The sequence below is a fragment of the Burkholderia stagnalis genome (assembly GCF_039848545.1).
GTDB lineage: Bacteria > Pseudomonadota > Gammaproteobacteria > Burkholderiales > Burkholderiaceae > Burkholderia > Burkholderia stagnalis.
On sequence record NZ_CP156685.1, the window covers coordinates 1396287 to 1416425 of the forward strand.

Genomic DNA, 20139 nt, shown 5'->3' on the forward strand with positions numbered 1-20139 from the left:
CGACTTCACTTCGCCGTCTTCCCCATGTCGCTTTATTCCATTACCGGCGCGCAACTCGCGTTCGGTCACGTCGCGTTGCTCGATCACGCGGATTTCTCGCTCGAGGCCGGCGAGCGCGTCGGCCTGATCGGCCGCAACGGCGCGGGCAAGTCGTCGCTGCTGAAGATTGTCGCGGGCCTCGCCCGGCCGGATGACGGCCTCGTCACGCGCCAGCAGGAGCTCGTCACCGTCTATGTGCCGCAGGAGCCCGAATTCGAAGCCGGCGCGACCGTGTTCGACGCGGTTGCGTCCGGCCTGACCCACACGCGCGAGCTGCTCGGCGAATACGACACGATCGCCCACCGCCTCGCGGAAACGCCGGAAGGCGCCGAGCACGATGCGCTGCTGGCACGGATGAACGCGCTGCAGTCGTCGCTCGATGCGCACGACGCGTGGAACTGGCGCACGCGCGTGTCGATGACGCTTGCGCAGATCGGCCTCGACGGCGACGCCCAGGTCGACGCGCTGTCCGGCGGGATGCAGAAGCGCGTCGCGCTGGCCCGCGCGCTCGTGCTGCAACCCGACGTGCTGCTGCTCGACGAGCCGACCAACCACCTCGATTTCGACGGCATCCGCTGGCTGGAAGAACTGCTCGTCGCGCAGCGCGCGGGCCTGCTGTTCATCACGCACGACCGCGCGTTCCTCGACCGCGTCGCCACCCGCATCGTCGAGCTCGATCGCGGCCGCCTGCTGTCGTATCCGGGCAATTTCTCCGCGTACCAGACCCGCAAGGCGCAGCAGCTCGAAGTCGAGCGCGTCGAGAACGAGAAGTTCGACAAGCTGCTCGCGCAGGAAGAAGTGTGGATCCGCAAGGGCGTCGAGGCGCGCCGCACGCGCAGCGTCGGCCGTATCGCACGGCTCGTGCAGATGCGCAACGAACGCGCGGAGCGCCGCAACGCGCAGGGCAACGTGAAGCTCGACGTCGCACAGGGCGAGAAGTCCGGCAAGATCGTCGCCGAGCTGACCGACGTGACGAAGCGTTACGACGGCCGCGCGGTGGTCGACCGCTTCTCCACCACCGTGATGCGCGGCGACAAGATCGGCTTCGTCGGCCCGAACGGCGCGGGCAAGACCACGCTGCTCAAGCTGATCCTCGGCGAGCTGAAGCCCGATGAAGGCACGGTGCGCACCGGCACCAACCTGCAGGTCGCTTACTTCGACCAGATGCGCGCGCAGCTCGATCAGGAGAAGAGCCTGGCGGACACGATCAGCCCCGGCAGCGAATGGGTCGAGATCGGCGGCGTGCGCAAGCACGTGATGAGCTATCTCGGCGACTTCCTGTTCGCGCCGGAACGCGCGCGTTCGCCGGTGAAGTCGCTGTCGGGCGGCGAGCGCAACCGGCTGCTGCTCGCGCGGCTGTTCGCGCGCCCCGCGAACGTGCTGGTGCTCGACGAACCGACCAACGACCTCGACATCCCGACGCTCGAGCTGCTCGAGGAACTGCTGGCCGACTACGACGGCACCGTGCTGCTCGTCAGCCACGACCGCGCGTTCCTCGACAACGTCGCGACGTCGGTGATCGCCTCGGAAGGCGAAGGCCGGTGGCGCGAATACGTCGGCGGTTTCACCGACTGGCAGATCCAGAGCGAGCGCTCGCAGCAGCTCGCGCAACAGGAAGCCGCAAAGCGGGCCGCGAAGGACGCGGCGCCCGTCAAGGACGAGCCGGCGAAGAGCGCCGCGGGCCGCAACGCGCAGCGCACCGTGAAGCTGTCGTTCAACGAGCAGCGCGAACTCGACGGCCTGCCCGAGCGGATCGCCGCGCTCGAGGAAGAGCAGAAGACGATCGGCGCGCAGCTCGACGACGGCTCGATTTTCGCGAAGGATCCGCAGGAAGGCACGCGCCTGACCGAGCGGTTCGCGGCGATCGACGACGAATTGCTCGCCGCGCTCGAACGCTGGGAAACGCTCGAGGCGAAGCGCAAGCCGTGACGCGGGGCGGCCGCCCGCCGGGCGGCGCGCCGCGGCGCCGGGCCCCGCACGCTTTTCGTGCGATGGCCCGTCGCGCGGAACCAGTAGAATACGGCCCGTTTCGGGTTCTCGCGGCGTGCGCCGCGCGCCCGCTTTCGGAGCAGTCCAAGCACACCATTGTTTCGATTCGCTTTTTTACGGAACTCAACGTTTTGTCCACGACGTTATCCACACGCGGTGTGGACAACGTCCCGATGAACGACGAACTCAGTCAGCGTCTATGTCAACGAAGAAGCCCAGCGCGGCCTACAGCGAAGCATCGATCAAGGTGCTCAAGGGTCTCGAGCCGGTCAAGCAGCGGCCCGGCATGTACACCCGTACCGAGAATCCGCTGCACATCATCCAGGAAGTCATCGACAACGCGTCCGACGAGGCGCTCGGCGGCTACGGCAAGCAGATCACCGTCACGCTGCATGCGGATCATTCCGTGTCCGTCGAGGACGACGGCCGCGGTATTCCGTTCGGCATGCACCCGGAAGAAGGCGTGCCGGTCGTCGAGATCGTGTTCACGCGCCTGCACGCGGGCGGCAAGTTCGACAAGGCCGCGGGCGGCGCCTATACGTTCTCGGGCGGCCTGCACGGCGTCGGCGTGTCGGTGACGAACGCGCTCGCGACGCGTCTCGACGTGACGGTCTGGCGCGACGGCAAGATCGCCGAGCTCGGCTTCGCCGAAGGCGACGTCGTGAAGCCGCTCGCGACCCAGGGCGCGGGCCGCGGCGAGAAGAAGTCCGGCACGCGCGTGCAGGTGTGGCCGAACCCGAAATACTTCGATTCGCCGAACCTGCCGCTCGGCGAGCTGCAGCGCCTGCTGCGCTCGAAGGCCGTGCTGCTGCCGGGCGTCGAGGTCGTGCTCGTCAACGAGAAGAGCGGCGAGCGCCAGGCCTGGAAATACGAGGACGGCCTGCGCGGCTACCTGCTCGACGAGATGAACGGCAGCGAGCTGCTGATCCCGCTGTTCGAAGGCGAGCGCTTCGCCGATTCGCGCTCGGGCGACGATACGTTCGCCGAGGGCGAAGGCGCGTCGTGGGTCGTCGCCTGGAGCGAGGAAGGTTCGCTCGTGCGCGAGTCGTACGTGAACCTGATCCCGACGCCGGCGGGCGGCACCCACGAATCGGGGCTGCGCGACGGCCTCTACCAGGCGGTGAAGAGCTTCGTCGAGCTGCACAACCTGCAGCCGAAGGGCGTGAAGCTGCTCGCGGAAGACGTGTTCGCGCGCGTGTCGTTCGTGCTGTCCGCGAAGGTGCTCGATCCGCAGTTCCAAGGCCAGATCAAGGAACGCCTGAACAGCCGCGACGCGGTGAAGCTCGTATCGTCGTTCTCGCGCCCGGCGCTCGAGCTGTGGCTGAACCAGCACGTCGAACACGGCAAGAAGCTCGCCGAGCTGGTGATCAAGCAGGCGCAGGCGCGCACCCGCGCCGGCCAGAAGGTCGAGAAGCGCAAGAGCTCGGGCGTCGCGGTGCTGCCCGGCAAGCTGACCGACTGCGAGACCGAGGACATCGCGCGCAACGAGCTGTTCCTCGTCGAGGGCGACTCGGCGGGCGGCTCCGCGAAGATGGGCCGCGACAAGGAATACCAGGCGATCCTGCCGCTGCGCGGCAAGGTGCTGAACACGTGGGAAACCGAGCGCGACCGCCTGTTCGCGAACAACGAGGTGCACGACATCTCGGTGGCGATCGGCGTCGATCCGCACAGCCCCGACGACAGCGTCGACCTGTCGAACCTGCGCTACGGCAAGATCTGCATCCTGTCGGACGCGGACGTCGACGGCTCGCACATCCAGGTGCTGCTGCTCACGCTGTTCTTCAAGCATTTCCCGCAGCTGATCGAGCGCGGCCACGTGTGCGTCGCGCGGCCGCCGCTGTTCCGCGTCGACGCGCCGGCGCGCGGCAAGAAGGCCGCGCAGAAGCTCTACGCGCTCGACGAAGGCGAGCTGGAGGCGATCCTCGACAAGCTGCGCAAGGACGGCGTGCGCGAGACCCAGTGGAGCATCAGCCGCTTCAAGGGTCTCGGCGAAATGAGCGCCGAGCAGCTGTGGGACACGACGATGAACCCCGATACCCGCCGCCTGATGCCGGTGCTGCTCGGCGATCTCGACTACGAGACGACGGTCGCGCGCATGACGATGCTGATGGGCAAGGGCGAGGCGGCCGCACGGCGCGGCTGGCTCGAGGAAAAGGGCAACGAAGTCGAAGCGGATATTTGAGCGCGGCCGGGCATGACGCCCGGTCCTGACTTGCGCCACCCAAGAATACGGAATTCAGATGGACGACAACACTCCCGATCTCTTTCCCGAGCCGGACGCGCCCGCGGGCGACACGCTGACGCTCGGCAACTACGCGGAGCAGGCCTACCTCAGCTACGCGGTCAGCGTCGTGAAGGGCCGTGCGCTGCCGGACGTCTGCGACGGCCAGAAGCCGGTGCAGCGCCGCATCCTGTTCGCGATGAACGAAATGGGCCTCGGCCCCGACGCGAAGCCGGTGAAGTCCGCGCGTGTCGTCGGCGACGTGCTCGGCAAATACCATCCGCACGGCGACCAGTCCGCCTACGACGCGCTCGTGCGTCTCGCGCAGGACTTCTCGCTGCGCTATCCGCTGATCGACGGGCAGGGCAACTTCGGCTCGCGCGACGGCGACGGCGCGGCGGCGATGCGTTACACGGAAGCGCGGCTCACGCCGATCGCGAAGCTGCTGCTCGACGAGATCGACCAGGGCACGGTCGACTTCATGCCGAACTACGACGGCTCGTTCGAGGAGCCGAAGCTGCTGCCGGGCCGCCTGCCGTTCGTGCTGCTGAACGGCGCGTCGGGCATCGCGGTCGGCCTCGCGACGGAAATCCCGTCGCACAACCTGCGCGAAGTCGCGGCGGCCGCGGTCGCGATGATCCGCCACCCGAAGCTCACGCACGCGGAGCTGATGGGGCTGATTCCGGGCCCGGACTTCCCGGGCGGCGGCCAGATCATCTCGAGCGACGCGGAAATCTCGGCGGCCTACGAATCGGGCCGCGGCAGCCTGAAGGTGCGCGCGCGCTGGAAGATCGAGGATCTCGCGCGCGGCCAGTGGCAGCTCGTCGTCACCGAGCTGCCGCCGAGCACGTCGGGCCAGAAGGTGCTCGAGGAAATCGAGGAGCTGACCAACCCGAAGCTGAAGCTCGGCAAGAAGACGCTGACGCCCGAGCAGCTCAACACGAAGAAGACGATGCTCGACCTGCTCGACGCGGTGCGCGACGAGTCGGGCAAGGAAGCGCCGGTGCGGCTCGTGTTCGAGCCGAAGTCGCGCACGATCGACCAGACGGAGTTCGTCAATTCGCTGCTCGCGCACACGAGCCTCGAATCGAACGCGACGCTGAACCTCGTGATGATCGGCGCCGACGGCCGGCCGGGCCAGAAGGGGCTGCTGACGATCCTCGACGAGTGGGTGAAGTTCCGCCAGCTGACGATGACGCGCCGCTGTCGCCACCGTCTCGGCAAGGTAGACGACCGGATCCACATCCTCGAAGGCCGGATGATCGTCTTCCTGAACATCGACGAGGTGATCCGCATCATCCGCGAGTCGGACGAGCCGAAGGCCGCGCTGATGAGCGCGTTCGGCCTCTCCGAGCGCCAGGCCGAGGACATCCTCGAAATCCGCCTGCGCCAGCTCGCGCGGCTCGAGAAGATCAAGATCGAGAAGGAACTCGAGGCGCTGCGCGACGAGAAGGCGAAGCTCGAGGAACTGCTCGCGAACGAAAGCGCGATGAAGCGGCTGATGATCAAGGAGATCGAGGCCGACGCGAAGCAGTACGGCGACGAGCGCCGCACGCTGATCCAGCAGGAGAAGCGCGCGACGTTCGAGGCGAAGGTGGTCGACGAGCCGGTGACGGTCGTCGTGTCGCAGAAGGGCTGGGTGCGCGCGCTGAAGGGCCACGGGCTCGACCCGGCCGGCTTCTCGTTCAAGGCGGGCGACAGCCTGTATGCGGCGTTCCAGTGCCGCACGCCGGATCGCCTGATCGCATGGGGCAGCCGCGGCCGCGTGTACTCGGTGGACGTGTCGGTGCTGCCGGGCGGCCGCGGCGACGGCGTGCCCGTCACGTCGCTGGTCGAGCTCGAATCCGGCACGCACCTGATGCACTACTACGCGGCGTCGGCCGACCAGCAGCTGCTGCTCGCGTCGAGCAACGGCTTCGGCTTCCTCGCGAAGGTCGGCGACATGGTGAGCCGCGTGAAGGCCGGCAAGGCGTTCATGACGATCGACGACGGCGCGGCGCCGCTCGCGCCGATGCCGGTGCTGTCGAACGCGAAACAGGTCGCGTGCCTGTCGAGCGACGGGCGGCTGCTGGTGTTCGGCATGGACGAGATGAAGACGCTGTCGGGCGGCGGCCGCGGCGTGATCCTGATGGCCCTCGAGGGCAAGGAAACGCTCGTGCAGGCGCTCGCGATCGATCCGGCCGGCGTGGTGCTGATCGGCACCGGCCGCGGCGGCAAGGCGATGGACGAGACGATGTCGTACGCGGCGCTCGCGCCGCACGTTGGCAAGCGCGCGCGCAAGGGCCGCACGCCGGACACGAAGCTCAAGGTCGTCACCGAGCTGCGTCCGCTGCTCGGCTGAGCACGCATCGTCGCGGCACCCCGGGCCGCACGGCCGCTTCGGCGGGCGTGCGGCCTTTTTTCATCGGGGCGCGTCGGATCGTCATCCGGCATTTGCAAAATATTGTGAAATTCCGCCACCGGCCTGAACCGCGCGGGGGCATGCCTGTCGAACGTCGCTTGATGCCGGGCGCGCCGGGTGCCCGGCCGGTTTGCCGCATTCAACTCATAACAGAACAGGATTCCCGACATGTCCCACGCCATCGCCGTCGCGCTGTTTCTTCATCTGCTGGCCGTCGCCGTGTGGGTGGGCGGCATGGTGTTCGCGAATTTCTGCCTGCGGCCCGCGCTGTCCGACCTGTCGCCGCAACTGCGGCTGCCGCTGATCGAAGGCGTGTTCGGCCGCTTTTTCAACTGGGTCGCCGGCTCGGTGATCGTGATCCTGCTCACCGGCGGCTTCCTGCTGATGCAGTTCGGCGGCGCGCATGCGACCTGGGCGCTGCACGCGATGGCGGGCCTCGGCGTCGTGATGATGCTGATCTTCGGCCACGTGCGCTTCGCGCTGTTCCCGCGCATCCGCCGCGCGGTGCAGGCGCAGAACTGGCCGGACGGCGCACGCGCGGTGAACGCGGTGCGCCTGCTCGTCGTCGTCAACATCGTGCTCGGCGTCGTCACGGTCGGCGCGGCCGTGCTGTCGCGCGGCTTCTGATCATCGGCCGCGCGCCGCGCGCGGCTCGGTTGGCCACTGGGCCGGCCACTCAGTCGGCCAGCATCGCATCGAGCAGCCACGCGCCGGCCGGGCCGAGCGGCCGGTTGCGCGACCACACCGCATCGACCCGCACCCGGCGCGGCCAGCCGCGTGCGCGCAGCTCGCAGAGCCGGTCGCGCGCGAAGTGCTCGACCATCCAGCGGGGCAGCTCCGTCCATCCGAACCCCAGCACCGCCATCTCCAGCAGCATCAGGTAGCTCGGCGCCGACCAGCGTTGCGTGCCGGCGACGAGCGGGCCGCTTTCGCCGCCCGGGCCCTGGCCTTCCGGCGTCGCGTACGTGTTGAGCCGCAGCTCGCGCGCGTCGCGCAGCGCCGCGTGCGGCACCTCGGCGTCGCCGCAGGCCGCGAGCGGGTGCGTGCGCCCGACGAACAGGCCGATCTCCGATTCCTCCGCGATCGTCGCCGCGCCGATGTCGGCCGGGTAGGTCGCGCGCGCGGCCATCAGCCCGATCTGCGCGCGGCCTTGCCGGATCAGGTCGAGCACGTCCTCGTGCTCGGCGATCTGGCATTCGAGTTCCAGCGCCGGGAAGCGCCGCGCGAGCGCGGTCAGCGTCTGTTCGTAGCGTTGCGACTGGTAGGTATCGGACACGACGAAGGTCAGCCGCGCCTCCTCGCCGCGCGCGAACCGCGCGGCGGCGCGGTCGATCGCCGCGCCGGCGTCCAGCGCGCGCTGCACCTGCGGCAGCAGCGCACGCCCGGCGTCGGTCAGCGTCGGCGTGCGCGTCGAGCGGTCGAACAGCTGCACGCCGAGATCGATCTCGAGGTTCGCGATCGCCTCGGAGATCGTCGACTGGCGCTTGCCGAGCTTGCGCGCGGCGGCGGTGAAGGAGCCGAGCAGCGCGGCTTCGGCGAACGCGAGCAAGGCTTCGGGGGCGTGGCGCATCCAGGGCTCCGGGTGTCGTTCAATCGGAAAAACCGATGATAACCAATTGGATTGGCGCGGTTCAACCGATCAGAATGGCGGCCATGGATGACACTGGATCGGAGGTTTGAGATGAAACATCCCAATAAAACGGTGACGGAACGGCTCGTGCATGCGCTGACGTTCGAACTGGTCGCGATCGCGCTGTGCGCGCCGGTCGGCGCGTGGCTGCTCGACATGCCGGTGTCGCACGTCGGCGCGCTGACGGTGATGGTGTCGCTGATCGCGATGGCGTGGAACATGACGTTCAACACGCTGTTCGACCGGCTCGAACGGCGTTTCGGCTGGGTGCGCAACCTCGGCATGCGGATCGTGCATGCGGTCGCGTTCGAGCTGGGGCTCGTCGCGATGGTGGTGCCGCTCGCCGCATGGTGGCTCGGCGTCGGCCTGCTCGAGGCGCTGCTGCTCGACCTCGGCATCGTGCTGTTCTTCCTGCCCTACACGTTCTGCTTCAACCTCGCGTATGACCACCTGCGGGCGCGCCGGCTGGCGCGGCGCGTCGCGGCCTGAGCGCCGCGCTCAGTGCGCGGCGGCCCAGAGCCACGCGCCGCACGCGATCGCGACCGCGCCGTACACCGCGAACACGGGCACCTTGAAGCGCGCGAAACAGAGCGTTGCGAACACGCCGGTGAACCAGTAGACGGGGTCGGCCGGCTCGCGGTGCAGGATCTTCACGACGGCGACGACGAGGAATCCGGTAGTTGCCGCGCGCAGCAGCCGCATCCCGTGCTCGAAGCGCGAATGGCGCTTGAGCCTGAACAGGTGGCGCTGCGCGAACACGACCAGGCAGCCGGACGGAATGAACAGCGCGGCCGTGGCGAGCAGGGCGCCGCGCCAGCCGTCGGTCAGGTAGCCGAGGAACGGCACGACGTTCAGGAGCGGCCCCGGCGACACCGGCGACAGCGCGAACGCGAGCGTGAAGTCGTGATCGGAGATGCCGGTCTCGGGCGACACGAACAGCGCCTTCAGCACCGGCAGCGCGGAAAAGCCGCCGCCGAACAGCGTCATGCCGGCGCCCGCGAGCCGCGGCCACAGCAGCGCCTGATACCCGCCCGGAAGCGGCAATGCGAACAGCACGACGAACACCGCGAGCACGACGAGCAGCTTGCGGTCGCGCCGCGACAGCGTGAAGTTGACCGTGTCGTCCTGTGACGGCCCGGTCAGCCAGCCCGCTGCAAACGCGGCGAACAGAATCACGACGAACGACGCGGGACTATGCGCGAAAGCGAGCAGAATCGTCGACAGCGCGGCGATCGCCTGCTCGAGCCGCGCGCGCACGAGCGTGCGCAGCTGCTTGACCCAGGTGACGCCGATCAGCGCGGCCAGCACCATGCTGAAGTGGTGGAGCATCACGGGCGCGGCGAGGGAGCGGACGAACGGCGTGCGATAGAAGATCGCGAACAGCGTCATCATCACGAAGAACGGCAGCACGCTCGCGAAGCCGGCGATCCAGGCGCCGGCGCGGCCGTGCAGCGTCTGGCCGACCTGCACCGCCACGTTGCAGCCGACGGGGCCCGGCACGAGCCAGGCCAGCGCGACGAGATCGCCGAACGCACGCGGCTCGATGCGCTGCATGCGCTCGACATAGTGGCGCTCGAGCTGCGCCATCATGGCGAGCCCGCCCCAGGACACAGCGGAGATGCCCGTGACGACCTTGAACAAGGTCCACAGGGATTCCTGCTCCACGCGCGGTGCGGCTTCGACTTCGACGCTCATCATGGCTTGTTTCGGGCGCGGGCCCCCGCTCGCGCAAACGGCCCCTGTTATATGGGAGGTGCGGGCCATGGTCATAGCTGCCTTGCGCATTGTCCGACGCAACGCGCGGCGCTGCCATGCGCGAAAACACTATATAAACAGCCGATCGGTGAACGAAACAAACCGGTCGGCGCCGCCGTTCAGGCGCCGGCGCTGCCCGTCGCGCGGTGCGGGACGACGCGCGCATGGTCGCCGCGCACGCCGAAGCGGGCGAGCAGCGCGGGTATCGCGTCGGCGGGCACGGGGCGCGAGAACAGGAAGCCCTGCGCCTCGATCTCGCCGAGCGCCGACAGCCACGCGACCTGCTCCTCGGTCTCGGTGCCCTCGACGACGACGGTCAGCCCGAGCGAGCGTGCGAGATGCACGATCGACGACACCATCACGCAGACGCTGCGGTCGTTCGGAATCGCCTGCACGAACGAGCGGTCGACCTTCAGCGTGTCGACGGAGAAGCGGTGCAGGTAAGACAGCGACGAGTAGCCGGTGCCGAAATCGTCGAGCGCGATGCGGATGCCGAGCTTCTTGAGCGCGACGATCTTCTCGGAGACGAGCTCCGGGTATTCCATCATCGCGGTCTCGGTGATCTCGAGCTCGAGGCGGCCGGCCTCGATGCCGGTTTCCTGCAGCGTGCGCGAGATCGTCTCGATCAGGTCGCCGCGCCAGAACTGCACGGGCGAGATGTTGACGGCGAGCGTGAGCGTATCGTGCCCGTCGTCGCGCCAGCGCGCGATCTGCTCGCATGCGGTGCGGATCACGAAATCGCCGATCGGCACGATGAGGCCCGTCGATTCGGCGATCGAAATGAACTCGTTCGCGGAGATGATCCCGTGCTCCGGGTGATCCCAGCGCGCGAGCGCCTCGAAGCCGGTGATGTGGCGGTGCGTGAGGTCGATCTTCGGCTGGTACGCGAGGAACAGCTGCCCTTCGGCCAGCGCGACGCGCAGCTGCTGCTCCCAGCGCATCAGGTGGTCGGCGCGGTGCGACAGGTGCGGCGCGTAGAACTGGTAGCAGTTCTTGCCGGCGTCCTTGGCGCTGTACATCGCGAGGTCGGCCTTCTTCAGCAGGTCGATCTCGCTTTCGTTCGCGACCGTGTGCAGCGCGATGCCGATGCTCGCGTGCAGCACGAACGAGCTGCCGCGCACGTCGAACGGCTCGCCGAACATCCGGATGATCACCTCGGCGAGCCGCACCGCGCGCCGCTCGACGTCGTCGCCCTTCATCACGACGACGAACTCGTCGCCGCCGATGCGCGCGAGCGCGCCTTCGTCGCCGACCGCATCGGACAGGCGCGATGCCGTCATCTGCAGCACGATGTCGCCGGCGTTGTGGCCGAGCGTATCGTTCACGGTCTTGAAATTGTCGAGGTCGATGAACAACAGGCCGAGCCGCGACAGGCTCGACGGCATCGACACGTCGTTGCGCAGCCCGCGCAGCGTCGCGTAGCGGTTCGCGAGGCCGGTGAGCAGGTCGTATTCGGCGAGCTGGGTCATCTCGCGCTCGCGGCCGAGCAGCTTGCCGATGAGCCCCGTCGCGACGCCGAAGAACGCGAGCATCGCGAGCGTGATGAAGCTCGTCATCAGCAGGTAGACGTTGCGCGTGTGGTTGTAGTCGGCGAATTCCTCGGCCTGCGACAGGCCGACCATCACCGCGAGCGGGTAGCCGTCGAGATGGCGGTACGACACGATGCGCGTCACGCCATCGATCGGATCGACGATCGTGCCCGACACCCGCTCGGCGAGCGGGTAGACGCCGGACGCCGAGAACGCGCCCGGCGCGTTGTTGACCGAGCCGGTGCGCCGCGCGAGCACCGCGCCCGCGTCGGAGACGACCGCGATCACGCCTTCCTTGCCGATCGCCGCGTTGTTGTAGAAGTCGTTCGTGAAGTAGCTCGGATCCTCGGACACGACCACGACGCCCGCGAAACTGCCGTCCGGATTGTTCAGGCGGCGCGTCATCTGCAGCGTCCAGTGGCCGGACACGCGGCCGAGCACGGGCTTGCTGATATAGAGCTGGTCCTCGTTGCGCTTCACGTGAACCTTGAAGTGCTCGCGGTCGGACAGGTCGATCGGCTGCGGATGGCGATCGGCGGTGTTCGCGAACAGGATGCCCTTCGCGTTGACGAGCGACACCTGGATCAGCGTGTCGCTCGGCACGACGCCTTTCTCGACGGCGCTCGCGAGGTTGAAGTTCGCCGGCGACTTCTCGAATTCGAACTTGACGAAGCGCGTGATCTGGTCGACCTGGTGGATCGCCTTGACGGTGTGCTGTTCGAGCGCCGACGACAGGATCGCCGCGGAGGCCGCCGCTTCCTTGAACGCGCTGTCCTTCTCGACCGACATCCGCGCGACGATCACGGCCCACAGCAGGGCGAGCGCCAGCATCCCGAGCAGCGGGATGGCGAACAGCGCCCGGCGGCGCGATTTGCGCGGCGTGCGCAGCGGTCGCGTCGACGGCGAATGGGATGACCGGGCGGAGCTCATCGAAGGGTGCGGCGTCCTGGCTCGCGTGCGCCATCCAGCAGGATGGCTGAATATTGGGGTCGCGTCAGAGGCTGTTCATCTGCGGAATGCGCATGTGTGCACAGACCCCCAGGCGACGGATTAGGCCCGATATTACTGGCTGGATCGTTTTTGCGATAGCTGGGTAAGCATAGCGCCGGGATGCGCGGCGCGCATGGCGCGCCGCGAAATATCAGACGGTAGGGTGCTCGGACGCCCCGCGGACGGCCGTCCCATGGAAGGTGCCGTCCACGACCGTGACGGCGGGGCCGCCGATCCAGATGGTGTCGCCGTCGTAATTGACGGAGATGCGCCCGTCGCGGCCGATGGCCGTGCCCTGGCGGGCCGTGTACGACAGGCCGGGGCGCCGTTGCTGGCGGGTCAGCAGCCCGGCCACCGCGGCGTTCGCGCTGCCGGTGACCGGATCTTCGCCGACGCCGAAGCCGTCGCCCGTCATCAGGCAGCGGATTTCGAACGTTGCCGGGCCGCCCGGCGGATGCGGCGCGTAGACCGCGAGGCCGTGCGCGCCGTAGCGGTGCGTCAGCGCGCCGAGCGCCGCCAGGTCGGGCGCGAGGCCGAGACACGCGTCGGCCGACTGCATCCGCACGACGAGCCACGGCGCGCCGTTGTCGACCGCGCACGGTTCGGCGCTCAGGTCGAGCGCCGGGCTGCGCAGCGTCGCCTCGAGTTCTGCATAGTCCGCGCGGGCGACCGGCGTGACCCGCGCGGGCGGCGCCGCGAACGCCCAGCCGTCGGCCTGCTTGCGCAACTCGACCAGCCCGACGCCGCACTGCTGGACCAGCCGGCCCGGCGCGCGCGGCACGCCGCCGCCGTCGAGAAACGCGTGCGCGGCCCCGAGCGTCGGGTGGCCGGCGAACGGCAGTTCGCCGCCCGGCGTGAAGATCCGCACCCGGTAGTCGGCGGCGGGATCGGTCGGCGCGCACAGGAACGCCGTTTCCGACAGATTGGTCCAGCGGGCGATCGCGATCATGTCGTCGTCGCCGAGTGCATCGGCGTCGAACACGACCGCGAGCGGATTGCCCTTGAACGGCACTGACGTGAAGACGTCGACCTGCTTGAAGCGAACGGGCATCCGGCGGCTCGCGTTACGCGACTTCGGCGATCAGCTCGATCTCGACGCACGCGCCGAGCGGGATCTGCGCGACGCCGAACGCCGAGCGCGCATGCTTGCCCGCATCGCCGAACACCTCTGCGATCAGCTCGGATGCGCCGTTCGTCACCAGGTGCTGCTCGGTGAACTCGAGCGTCGAGTTGACGAGGCTCATCAGCTTGACGATGCGGGTGACCTTGTTCAGGTCGCCCGTATGCGCGTGCAGCGTCGCGAGCAGGTCGATCGCGATCGCGCGCGCGGCCGCCTTGCCGTCCTCGGTGGTGAGGTCGGCGCCGAGCTTGCCGGCCCAGACCTTGCCGTCCTTCTTCGCGATGTGGCCGGACAGGTAGACCGTGTTGCCGCTTTGCGCGCTCATCACGTAGGCGGCGGCGGGGGCGCCGGCGGTCGGCAGCTCGATGCCGAGCGATTTCAGTTTGTCGTAGACGTTGGCCATGCGTTCGATTCCTCGCAACAAGTCATTAAAGGAAAGGGGACGATCAGAGACGCTCGCGCAGCAGCTTGCCGAGGCGCGCGACGCCTTCCTCGATCTTCTCGGGCGGCACCGTCACGAACGACAGGCGCAGCGTGTTCTGCTGCGGATCGTTCGCGAAGAACGGCGCGCCGGGCACGAAGGCGACGTGGTTGTCGACCGCGTCCGCGAGCAGCTTCATGCTGTCGATCTGCTGCGGCAGCTTCACCCAGATGAACATGCCGCCTTCCGGGCGGCTCCACGTCACGCCTTCCGGCATGTGGCGCTCGAGCGCGGCGTGCATCGCGTCGCATTGCGCGCCGTACAGCTGGCGGATGGTCGGGATGTGCTCGTCGAGGAAGCCGTCCTTGATCACTTCGTGCGCGATGCGCTGCGTGAGCGTCGGCGTGTGCAGGTCGGTTGCCTGCTTCGCCTGCACGAGCTTGAAGTGCAGTTCCTCGGGGGCAATGATGTAGCCGATCCGCAGGCCCGGCGCGAGCACCTTCGAGAACGTGCCGAGGTGCACGATGTGGTCGGGCGCCATCGACAGCATGGTCGGCAGCGGCTCGCCCTGGTAGTTGAGCGCGCCGTACGGATCGTCTTCCAGCACCGGGAACGGGCTCGACTGCGCGAACGCGGCGAGCGCGCGGCGGCGCTCGACGGGCATGCGGCGGCCGGTCGGGTTCTGGAAGTTCGGCTGCGCGTACAGCAGGCGCGCGCCTTGGGTCAGTTCGGGCGTGAGGCTTTCCGGCAGCAGGCCCTGCTCGTCGGTCGGCACCTGCACGTAGTGCGGCTCGTACAGCGAGAACGACTGCAGCGCGCCGAGGTAGGTCGGGGTTTCGACGAGGACGGGGCTGCCCGGATCGACGAGCGCCTTGCCGAGCAGGTCGAGCGCCTGCTGCGAGCCGGTCGTGATCAGCACCTGCGACACGCGCACGTTGTAGCGCTCGGCGATCCACTCGCGCAGCGGCAGGTAGCCTTCGGTCGCGCTGTACTGCAGTGCGGCGGCGGGCGCATCGCGCAGCACGCGGTCGGCGGCGGCGCGCATGCGCTCGGCCGGGAACGTGGCGGGCGCGGGCAGGCCGCCGGCGAACGAGATGACCTCGGGACGCTCCGTGACCTTCAGGATCTCGCGGATCGCAGAGCTCGTGAGCTTGCGGGCGCGTTCGGAAAGTTGCCAGTGCGGCGGATGCAGGTCGCTCGGATTCATAGTCTCCTCGTTCGGATAGTCGGGTCAGTCAGGAAAGTCGGTCGAACACGGTCGGTCGGATGCGGCCGGATAGGCCGGGTAAACGCGAACGGTCGAGTGCGGCCGGGTCGGCAAAATGAACATTATGGCTCACCATTTCAGCCAGCGCGAGCGGGTCGGGGCGCCACGGCGACCGCGGCGCGCCGGCCCAGCATCACGGTCGCGATCACGGCGGCGGCGAACAGCCACGTCGACGGCGCGACCGTCTCGCCGAACAGCAGCGCCGAAAATGCGATCGTGAAGAAGATCTGCAGCAGCTGCACCTGGCCGACGCGCGCGGTGCCGCCCAGCGCGAGGCCCGCGTACCACGCGAAGAAGCCGATGAACTGCGAAAACAGGGTCACGTAGCTGAACGCGAGCACGGTGCGCAGCGCGAGCGGGCCCGGGTGCGCGGCGTGGTGCGCCCAGGCGAGCCAGCCGACCGGCAGCACGAGGAACGGCGCGGAGACGACCAGCGCCCAGCAGATGACCTGCCAGCCGCCCATCTGGCGCGCGAGGCGCGCGCCTTCCGCGTAGCCGAGCGCCCCGACGCCGACCGCGACCAGCATCAGCGCGTCGCCTGCCTGGAGCGTGCCGCCGCCGTCGCGCAACGCGTACGCGATCACAAGCGCGCTGCCTGCCACCGCGCTGACCCAGAACGCCTTCGACGGCCGTTCGTGCGACAGCCAGGCCGCGTACAGCGCGACGAACAGCGGCTGCAGCCCGTTGACGACCGCGCCGTGCGACGCGGGCACGGTCTTCATCGACCACGCCGAGAACACCGGGTACGCGACGATCACGCCGGCCGACACGACCGCGAGGCCCTTCAGCTGCGCGCGGGTCGGCAGCGGCTCGCGGCGCCACCACAGCAGCAGGCCGGCGGGCACCGCGGCCGCGAGCGCGCGGCCGAGCCCGTTGAGCAGCGGATGCAGCTCGGTGACGACGATGCGCGTCATCGGCAGCGTCAGGCTGAAGATCATCACGCCGATGAGGCCGAGCAGCATGCCCCGGGTTTCGCGCGAATTCATGACGAGGGTGTCTCCGTAACGTGGATCCGTGTATCGATGTTCGGCGGTCGCGCGGCGATGACCGGATGGTCGAGTGTCACGGGACGGGCTGCCATGAACGTCGAAACAAACGCAAGTGTAATGGTGGGCGAGCGGCCGGCGATCCCGTGCGGGTGCCGGCCGCTGCGCGTTGCCTGGCGGGGGAAACGGCCGGTACGCGGCTGGCACGCAGTGCCCGATGCGATCCACTGTAATCGTGCGGACCGGCACAGTAACGGTACAATCGCCGCGATACCCTTCGGTACAGTTGGAGCGACCTTCATGTCCATCGTCCCACTCGCGCAGATTCCCGCCCCGCACGATTCCGCCACGCTCACGCTGGTCGATCAGCTGGTCCAGTGGGCGCGGCGCCGCATCGACGAGCGCGTGTTCCGGCCCGGCATGCGGATGCCGTCGATCCGCAAGCTCGCGCTCGACAAGAGCGTGTCGCGTTTCACCGTCGTCGAGGCCTACGAGCGCCTCGTCGCGCAGGGCTACCTGGATTCGCGGCGCGGCTCGGGCTTCTACGTGCGCGAGCGCGTGGCCGGCCCGCAGCCGGTCGAGCCGGGCGCGCGCGGCGCGGAGGCGGCGCCCGTGCACAACACGATCGACGTCGTCTGGCTGCTGCGCAACATGCTGCACACCGTCAGCCCGGAAAAGGGGCCGGGGCTCGGCTACCTGCCGGGCCGCTGGCTCGACGGCGAGCTGATCACCGGCGCGCTGCGCGCGCTCGGGCGGCAGGCCGGCGCGCAGATGCTCGGCTTCGGCACCGCGCAGGGCTTCCTGCCGCTGCGCCAGCAATTGCAGACGCGGCTCGCCGAAGTCGAGATCGGCGTGACGCCCGACCAGCTCGTGCTCGTGTCGGGCATCACGCAGGCGATCGACCTGATTTCGCGGATCTACGTGCGCCCGGGCGACGCGGTGATCGTCGGCGATCCGGCGTGGTTCCAGATGTTCGGCCGCTTCGCCGCGCAGGGCGCGCAGCTCGTCGGCATGCCGTACACGCCGGACGGCCCCGATCTCGACGCGCTCGAGACGCTCGTGCAGATGTGGCGGCCGAAGATGCTCGTGGTCAACTCGGTGCTGCAGAACCCGACCGGCACGTCGCTGTCGGCCGCGCAGGCGTTCCGGATCCTCAAGCTCGCGGAGGCGTACGATTTCCTCGTCGTCGAGGACGACGTGTACGGCGACCTGTGCCCGCCGAGCTATCCGGCGACGCGGCTCGCGAGCCTCGACCAGCTCAAGCGCGTGATCTACCTCGGCAGCTATTCGAAGACGCTCGCGGCGAACCTGCGGGTCGGCTACGTCGCGTGCGCGCCGGAGATCGCGAAGGCGATCACCGACCAGAAGATGCTGGTGGGCATGACGACGCCCGAGCTCAACGAGCGCGTGCTGTACAAGATCCTGACCGAAGGGCATTACCGGCGCCACGTCGAGCGGCTGCGCGCGCGGCTCGACGGCGTGCGCGACAAGACCGCGCGGATGCTCGAGCGCACGGGCCTGCGCCTGTTCACGGCGCCTGCCGCGGGGATGTTCCTGTGGGCCGACACGGGCGTCGATTCGGACGCACTCGCGGCGGCCGCGCACGAGGAAGGCTTCCTGCTGACGCCGGGCAGCCTGTTCTCGCCGCAGCAGTCGCCGTCGACGTGGACGCGGTTCAATATCGCGAACTGCGGCGATCCGGCGCTGCCGGCGTTTTTGTCGCGGTATCTGGAATCGGTCGCGCGGCGGGCGTCGTGACGCCGCGCCGCCCACCCGCGGCCCTTGAAATCGCGTCGGCCGTCCCCAGATAGGCGCGCATTGCCCGCCCGGTGCCGCGCGCCGGGCACCGGGCTCACACCATTCAAGTTCAAGTAAGAGGAAACCGCATCCATGGCACACGAAACGATGAGCTTTCAGGCAGAGGTCAAGCAGCTCCTCCACCTGATGATTCATTCGCTTTACAGCAACAAGGAAATCTTCCTGCGCGAACTGGTGTCGAACGCGTCGGACGCGGCTGACAAGCTGCGCTTCGAGGCGCTCGCGAACAACGCGCTCTACGAGAACGATCCGAACCTGCGCATCCGCATCGGCTACGACAAGGCCGCGCGCACGATCACCATCGAAGACAACGGCATCGGCATGAGCCGCGACGAGGCGATCGCGAACCTCGGCACGATCGCGCGCTCGGGCACCAAGGAATTCTTCTCGAAGCTGTCCGGCGACCAGCAGAAGGACGCGGCGCTGATCGGCCAGTTCGGCGTCGGCTTCTACTCGGGCTTCATCGTCGCGGACAAGATCAGCGTCGAGACCCGCCGCGCGGGCCTGCCGGCAAGCGAAGGCGTGCGCTGGGAAAGCGCGGGCGAGGGCGACTTCACGGTCGACGCGATCGAGCGCGCGCAGCGCGGCACGACGATCACGCTGCACCTGCGCGAGGGCGAGGACGAGCTGCTGTCGTCGCACCGTCTGAAGTCGATCGTCCAGAAATACTCGGATCACATCGCGCTGCCGATCCTGATGCAGAAGGAAGAGTGGGATCAGGAAAAGGGCGAGATGGTCCTGAAGGACGAGGACGAGACCGTCAACCAGGCGAGCGCGCTGTGGACCCGCTCGAAGAGCGACATCACCGACGAGCAGTACCAGCAGTTCTACCAGCACATCGCGCACGACCACCAGGATCCGCTCGCGTGGACGCACAACCGCGTCGAGGGCCGCAGCGAATACACGCAGCTGCTGTTCGTGCCGTCGCACGCGCCGTTCGACCTGTGGAACCGCGACTACCGCGGCGGCCTGAAGCTGTACGTGAAGCGCGTGTTCATCATGGACGACGCCGAGCAGCTGCTGCCGCAGTACCTGCGCTTCGTGAAGGGCGTGGTCGATTCGGCGGACCTGCCGCTCAACGTGTCGCGCGAGATCCTGCAGGAAAGCCGCGACGTGAAGGCGATCCGCGAAGGCGTGACCAAGCGCGTGCTGTCGATGCTCGAAGAGCTCGCGAACGCCGAGGACGATGCCGGCAAGGAGAAGTTCGCGACGTTCTGGCGCGCGTTCGGCCAGGTGCTGAAGGAAGGCCTCGGCGAGGATCACGCGAACCGCGAACGCATCGCGAAGCTGCTGCGCTTTGCGTCGACGCACGGCGACAGCGACGCGCAGGACGTGTCGCTCGCCGACTACGTCGCGCGCATGAAGCCCGAGCAGAGCAAGATCTACTACGTGACCGGCGATGCATGGCAGGCCGCGAAGAACAGCCCGCACCTCGAGGTGTTCCGCAAGAAGGGCGTCGAGGTGCTGCTGCTGACCGACCGCGTCGACGAGTGGATGCTGTCGTTCCTGCATGACTTCGACGGCAAGCCGCTCGCGAGCGTCGCGCGCGGCGACCTCGATCTCGGCGCGCTGAACGACGACGAGAAGAAGGCGCAGGACGAGGCGGGCGAGGCGATCAAGCCGGTGGTCGACAAGATGAAGGAAGCGCTTGGCGACAAGGTGAAGGACGTGCGCGTCACGTTCCGCCTGACCGATTCGCCGTCGTGCCTTGTCGCGGACGACAACGACATGAGCGGCTACCTGCAGCGGATGCTGAAGGCGGCCGGCCAGAACGCGCCGGCGATGCAGCCGATCCTCGAGATCAACCCCGAGCACGCGCTCGTGAAGCAGCTGAGCGCAGACAGCGCCGACTTCGGCGACTGGTGCCACCTGCTGTTCGACCAGGCGCTGCTGGCTGAAGGCGGCACGCTCGACGATCCAGCCAGCTTCGTGAAGCGGACCAACGCGCTGCTGCTGTCGCGCACCGCGTGACT

General features: G+C 68.4%; 14 protein-coding genes. 7 read left to right on the forward strand and 7 right to left on the reverse strand.

Annotated elements, in window-relative coordinates; all coding sequences use genetic code 11:
- Nucleotides 1-24: 24 nt before the first annotated feature.
- The 4 genes from ABFO07_RS06660 to ABFO07_RS06675 all read left to right on the forward strand — a co-directional run bounded on the left by ABFO07_RS06660 (nt 25) and on the right by ABFO07_RS06675 (nt 7277).
- Entirely contained in the window at nt 25-1968 is a 1944-nt protein-coding gene (locus tag ABFO07_RS06660) for an ATP-binding cassette domain-containing protein (protein WP_059801889.1), read from the forward strand.
- Between the two features lie 259 nt (nt 1969-2227).
- Entirely contained in the window at nt 2228-4210 is a 1983-nt protein-coding gene (gene parE, locus ABFO07_RS06665; RefSeq protein ID WP_059883954.1) for a DNA topoisomerase IV subunit B, read from the forward strand.
- Between the two features lie 58 nt (nt 4211-4268).
- Nucleotides 4269-6590, forward strand: coding sequence for a DNA topoisomerase IV subunit A (gene parC, locus ABFO07_RS06670; RefSeq protein WP_347468574.1), 2322 nt, complete (start codon nt 4269-4271; stop codon nt 6588-6590).
- A gap of 228 nt (nt 6591-6818) precedes the next feature.
- On the forward strand, nt 6819-7277 hold the full coding sequence (locus ABFO07_RS06675) for a CopD family protein (RefSeq protein WP_017331527.1): 459 nt from the start codon (nt 6819-6821) through the stop codon (nt 7275-7277).
- A gap of 49 nt (nt 7278-7326) precedes the next feature.
- On the opposite strand, the gene ABFO07_RS06680 is transcribed toward ABFO07_RS06675, so the two are convergent.
- Complete coding sequence (locus tag ABFO07_RS06680; RefSeq protein WP_347468575.1) at nt 7327-8220, reverse strand: LysR family transcriptional regulator; 894 nt, start codon at nt 8218-8220, stop codon at nt 7327-7329.
- A 111-nt stretch (nt 8221-8331) separates the two neighbouring features.
- Between ABFO07_RS06680 and ABFO07_RS06685 the strand changes: the two genes are divergently transcribed.
- Nucleotides 8332-8769, forward strand: coding sequence for a multidrug/biocide efflux PACE transporter (locus ABFO07_RS06685; protein WP_059566347.1), 438 nt, complete (start codon nt 8332-8334; stop codon nt 8767-8769).
- Nucleotides 8770-8778: 9 nt separating this feature from the next.
- Here ABFO07_RS06685 and ABFO07_RS06690 read toward each other — a convergent pair whose 3' ends face one another.
- The 6 genes from ABFO07_RS06690 to ABFO07_RS06715 form a co-directional block, all read right to left on the reverse strand.
- The gene (locus tag ABFO07_RS06690; RefSeq protein ID WP_059922657.1) at nt 8779-9978 is read right to left on the reverse strand and encodes a chromate transporter; all 1200 of its coding nucleotides are present in this window, start codon (nt 9976-9978) and stop codon (nt 8779-8781) included.
- 176 nt (nt 9979-10154) lie between these two features.
- Nucleotides 10155-12494, reverse strand: a complete 2340-nt coding sequence (locus tag ABFO07_RS06695; protein ID WP_347468576.1) for a bifunctional diguanylate cyclase/phosphodiesterase — start codon at nt 12492-12494, stop codon at nt 10155-10157.
- Nucleotides 12495-12705: 211 nt separating this feature from the next.
- Complete coding sequence (locus ABFO07_RS06700; RefSeq protein ID WP_059566344.1) at nt 12706-13605, reverse strand: PhzF family phenazine biosynthesis protein; 900 nt, start codon at nt 13603-13605, stop codon at nt 12706-12708.
- Nucleotides 13606-13618: 13 nt separating this feature from the next.
- Nucleotides 13619-14086 carry a RidA family protein gene (locus ABFO07_RS06705; RefSeq protein ID WP_375782225.1) on the reverse strand — a complete coding sequence of 156 codons (468 nt, stop codon included), beginning with the start codon at nt 14084-14086 and terminating at the stop codon, nt 13619-13621.
- 34 nt (nt 14087-14120) lie between these two features.
- The gene (locus ABFO07_RS06710; RefSeq protein ID WP_059801900.1) at nt 14121-15302 is read right to left on the reverse strand and encodes a PLP-dependent aminotransferase family protein; all 1182 of its coding nucleotides are present in this window, start codon (nt 15300-15302) and stop codon (nt 14121-14123) included.
- Between the two features lie 137 nt (nt 15303-15439).
- Nucleotides 15440-16348 carry a DMT family transporter gene (locus tag ABFO07_RS06715; protein WP_124490121.1) on the reverse strand — a complete coding sequence of 303 codons (909 nt, stop codon included), beginning with the start codon at nt 16346-16348 and terminating at the stop codon, nt 15440-15442.
- 300 nt (nt 16349-16648) lie between these two features.
- Between ABFO07_RS06715 and ABFO07_RS06720 the strand changes: the two genes are divergently transcribed.
- Both ABFO07_RS06720 and htpG read left to right on the forward strand, forming a co-directional pair.
- A complete protein-coding gene (locus ABFO07_RS06720; RefSeq protein ID WP_060149723.1) occupies nt 16649-18106 on the forward strand; it encodes a PLP-dependent aminotransferase family protein in 1458 nt (485 codons plus the stop codon).
- Nucleotides 18107-18238: 132 nt separating this feature from the next.
- Nucleotides 18239-20137: a molecular chaperone HtpG gene (htpG, locus tag ABFO07_RS06725; protein WP_059566340.1), complete on the forward strand. Its 1899-nt coding sequence runs from the start codon at nt 18239-18241 to the stop codon at nt 20135-20137.
- The last annotated feature ends 2 nt before the right edge of the window (nt 20138-20139 follow it).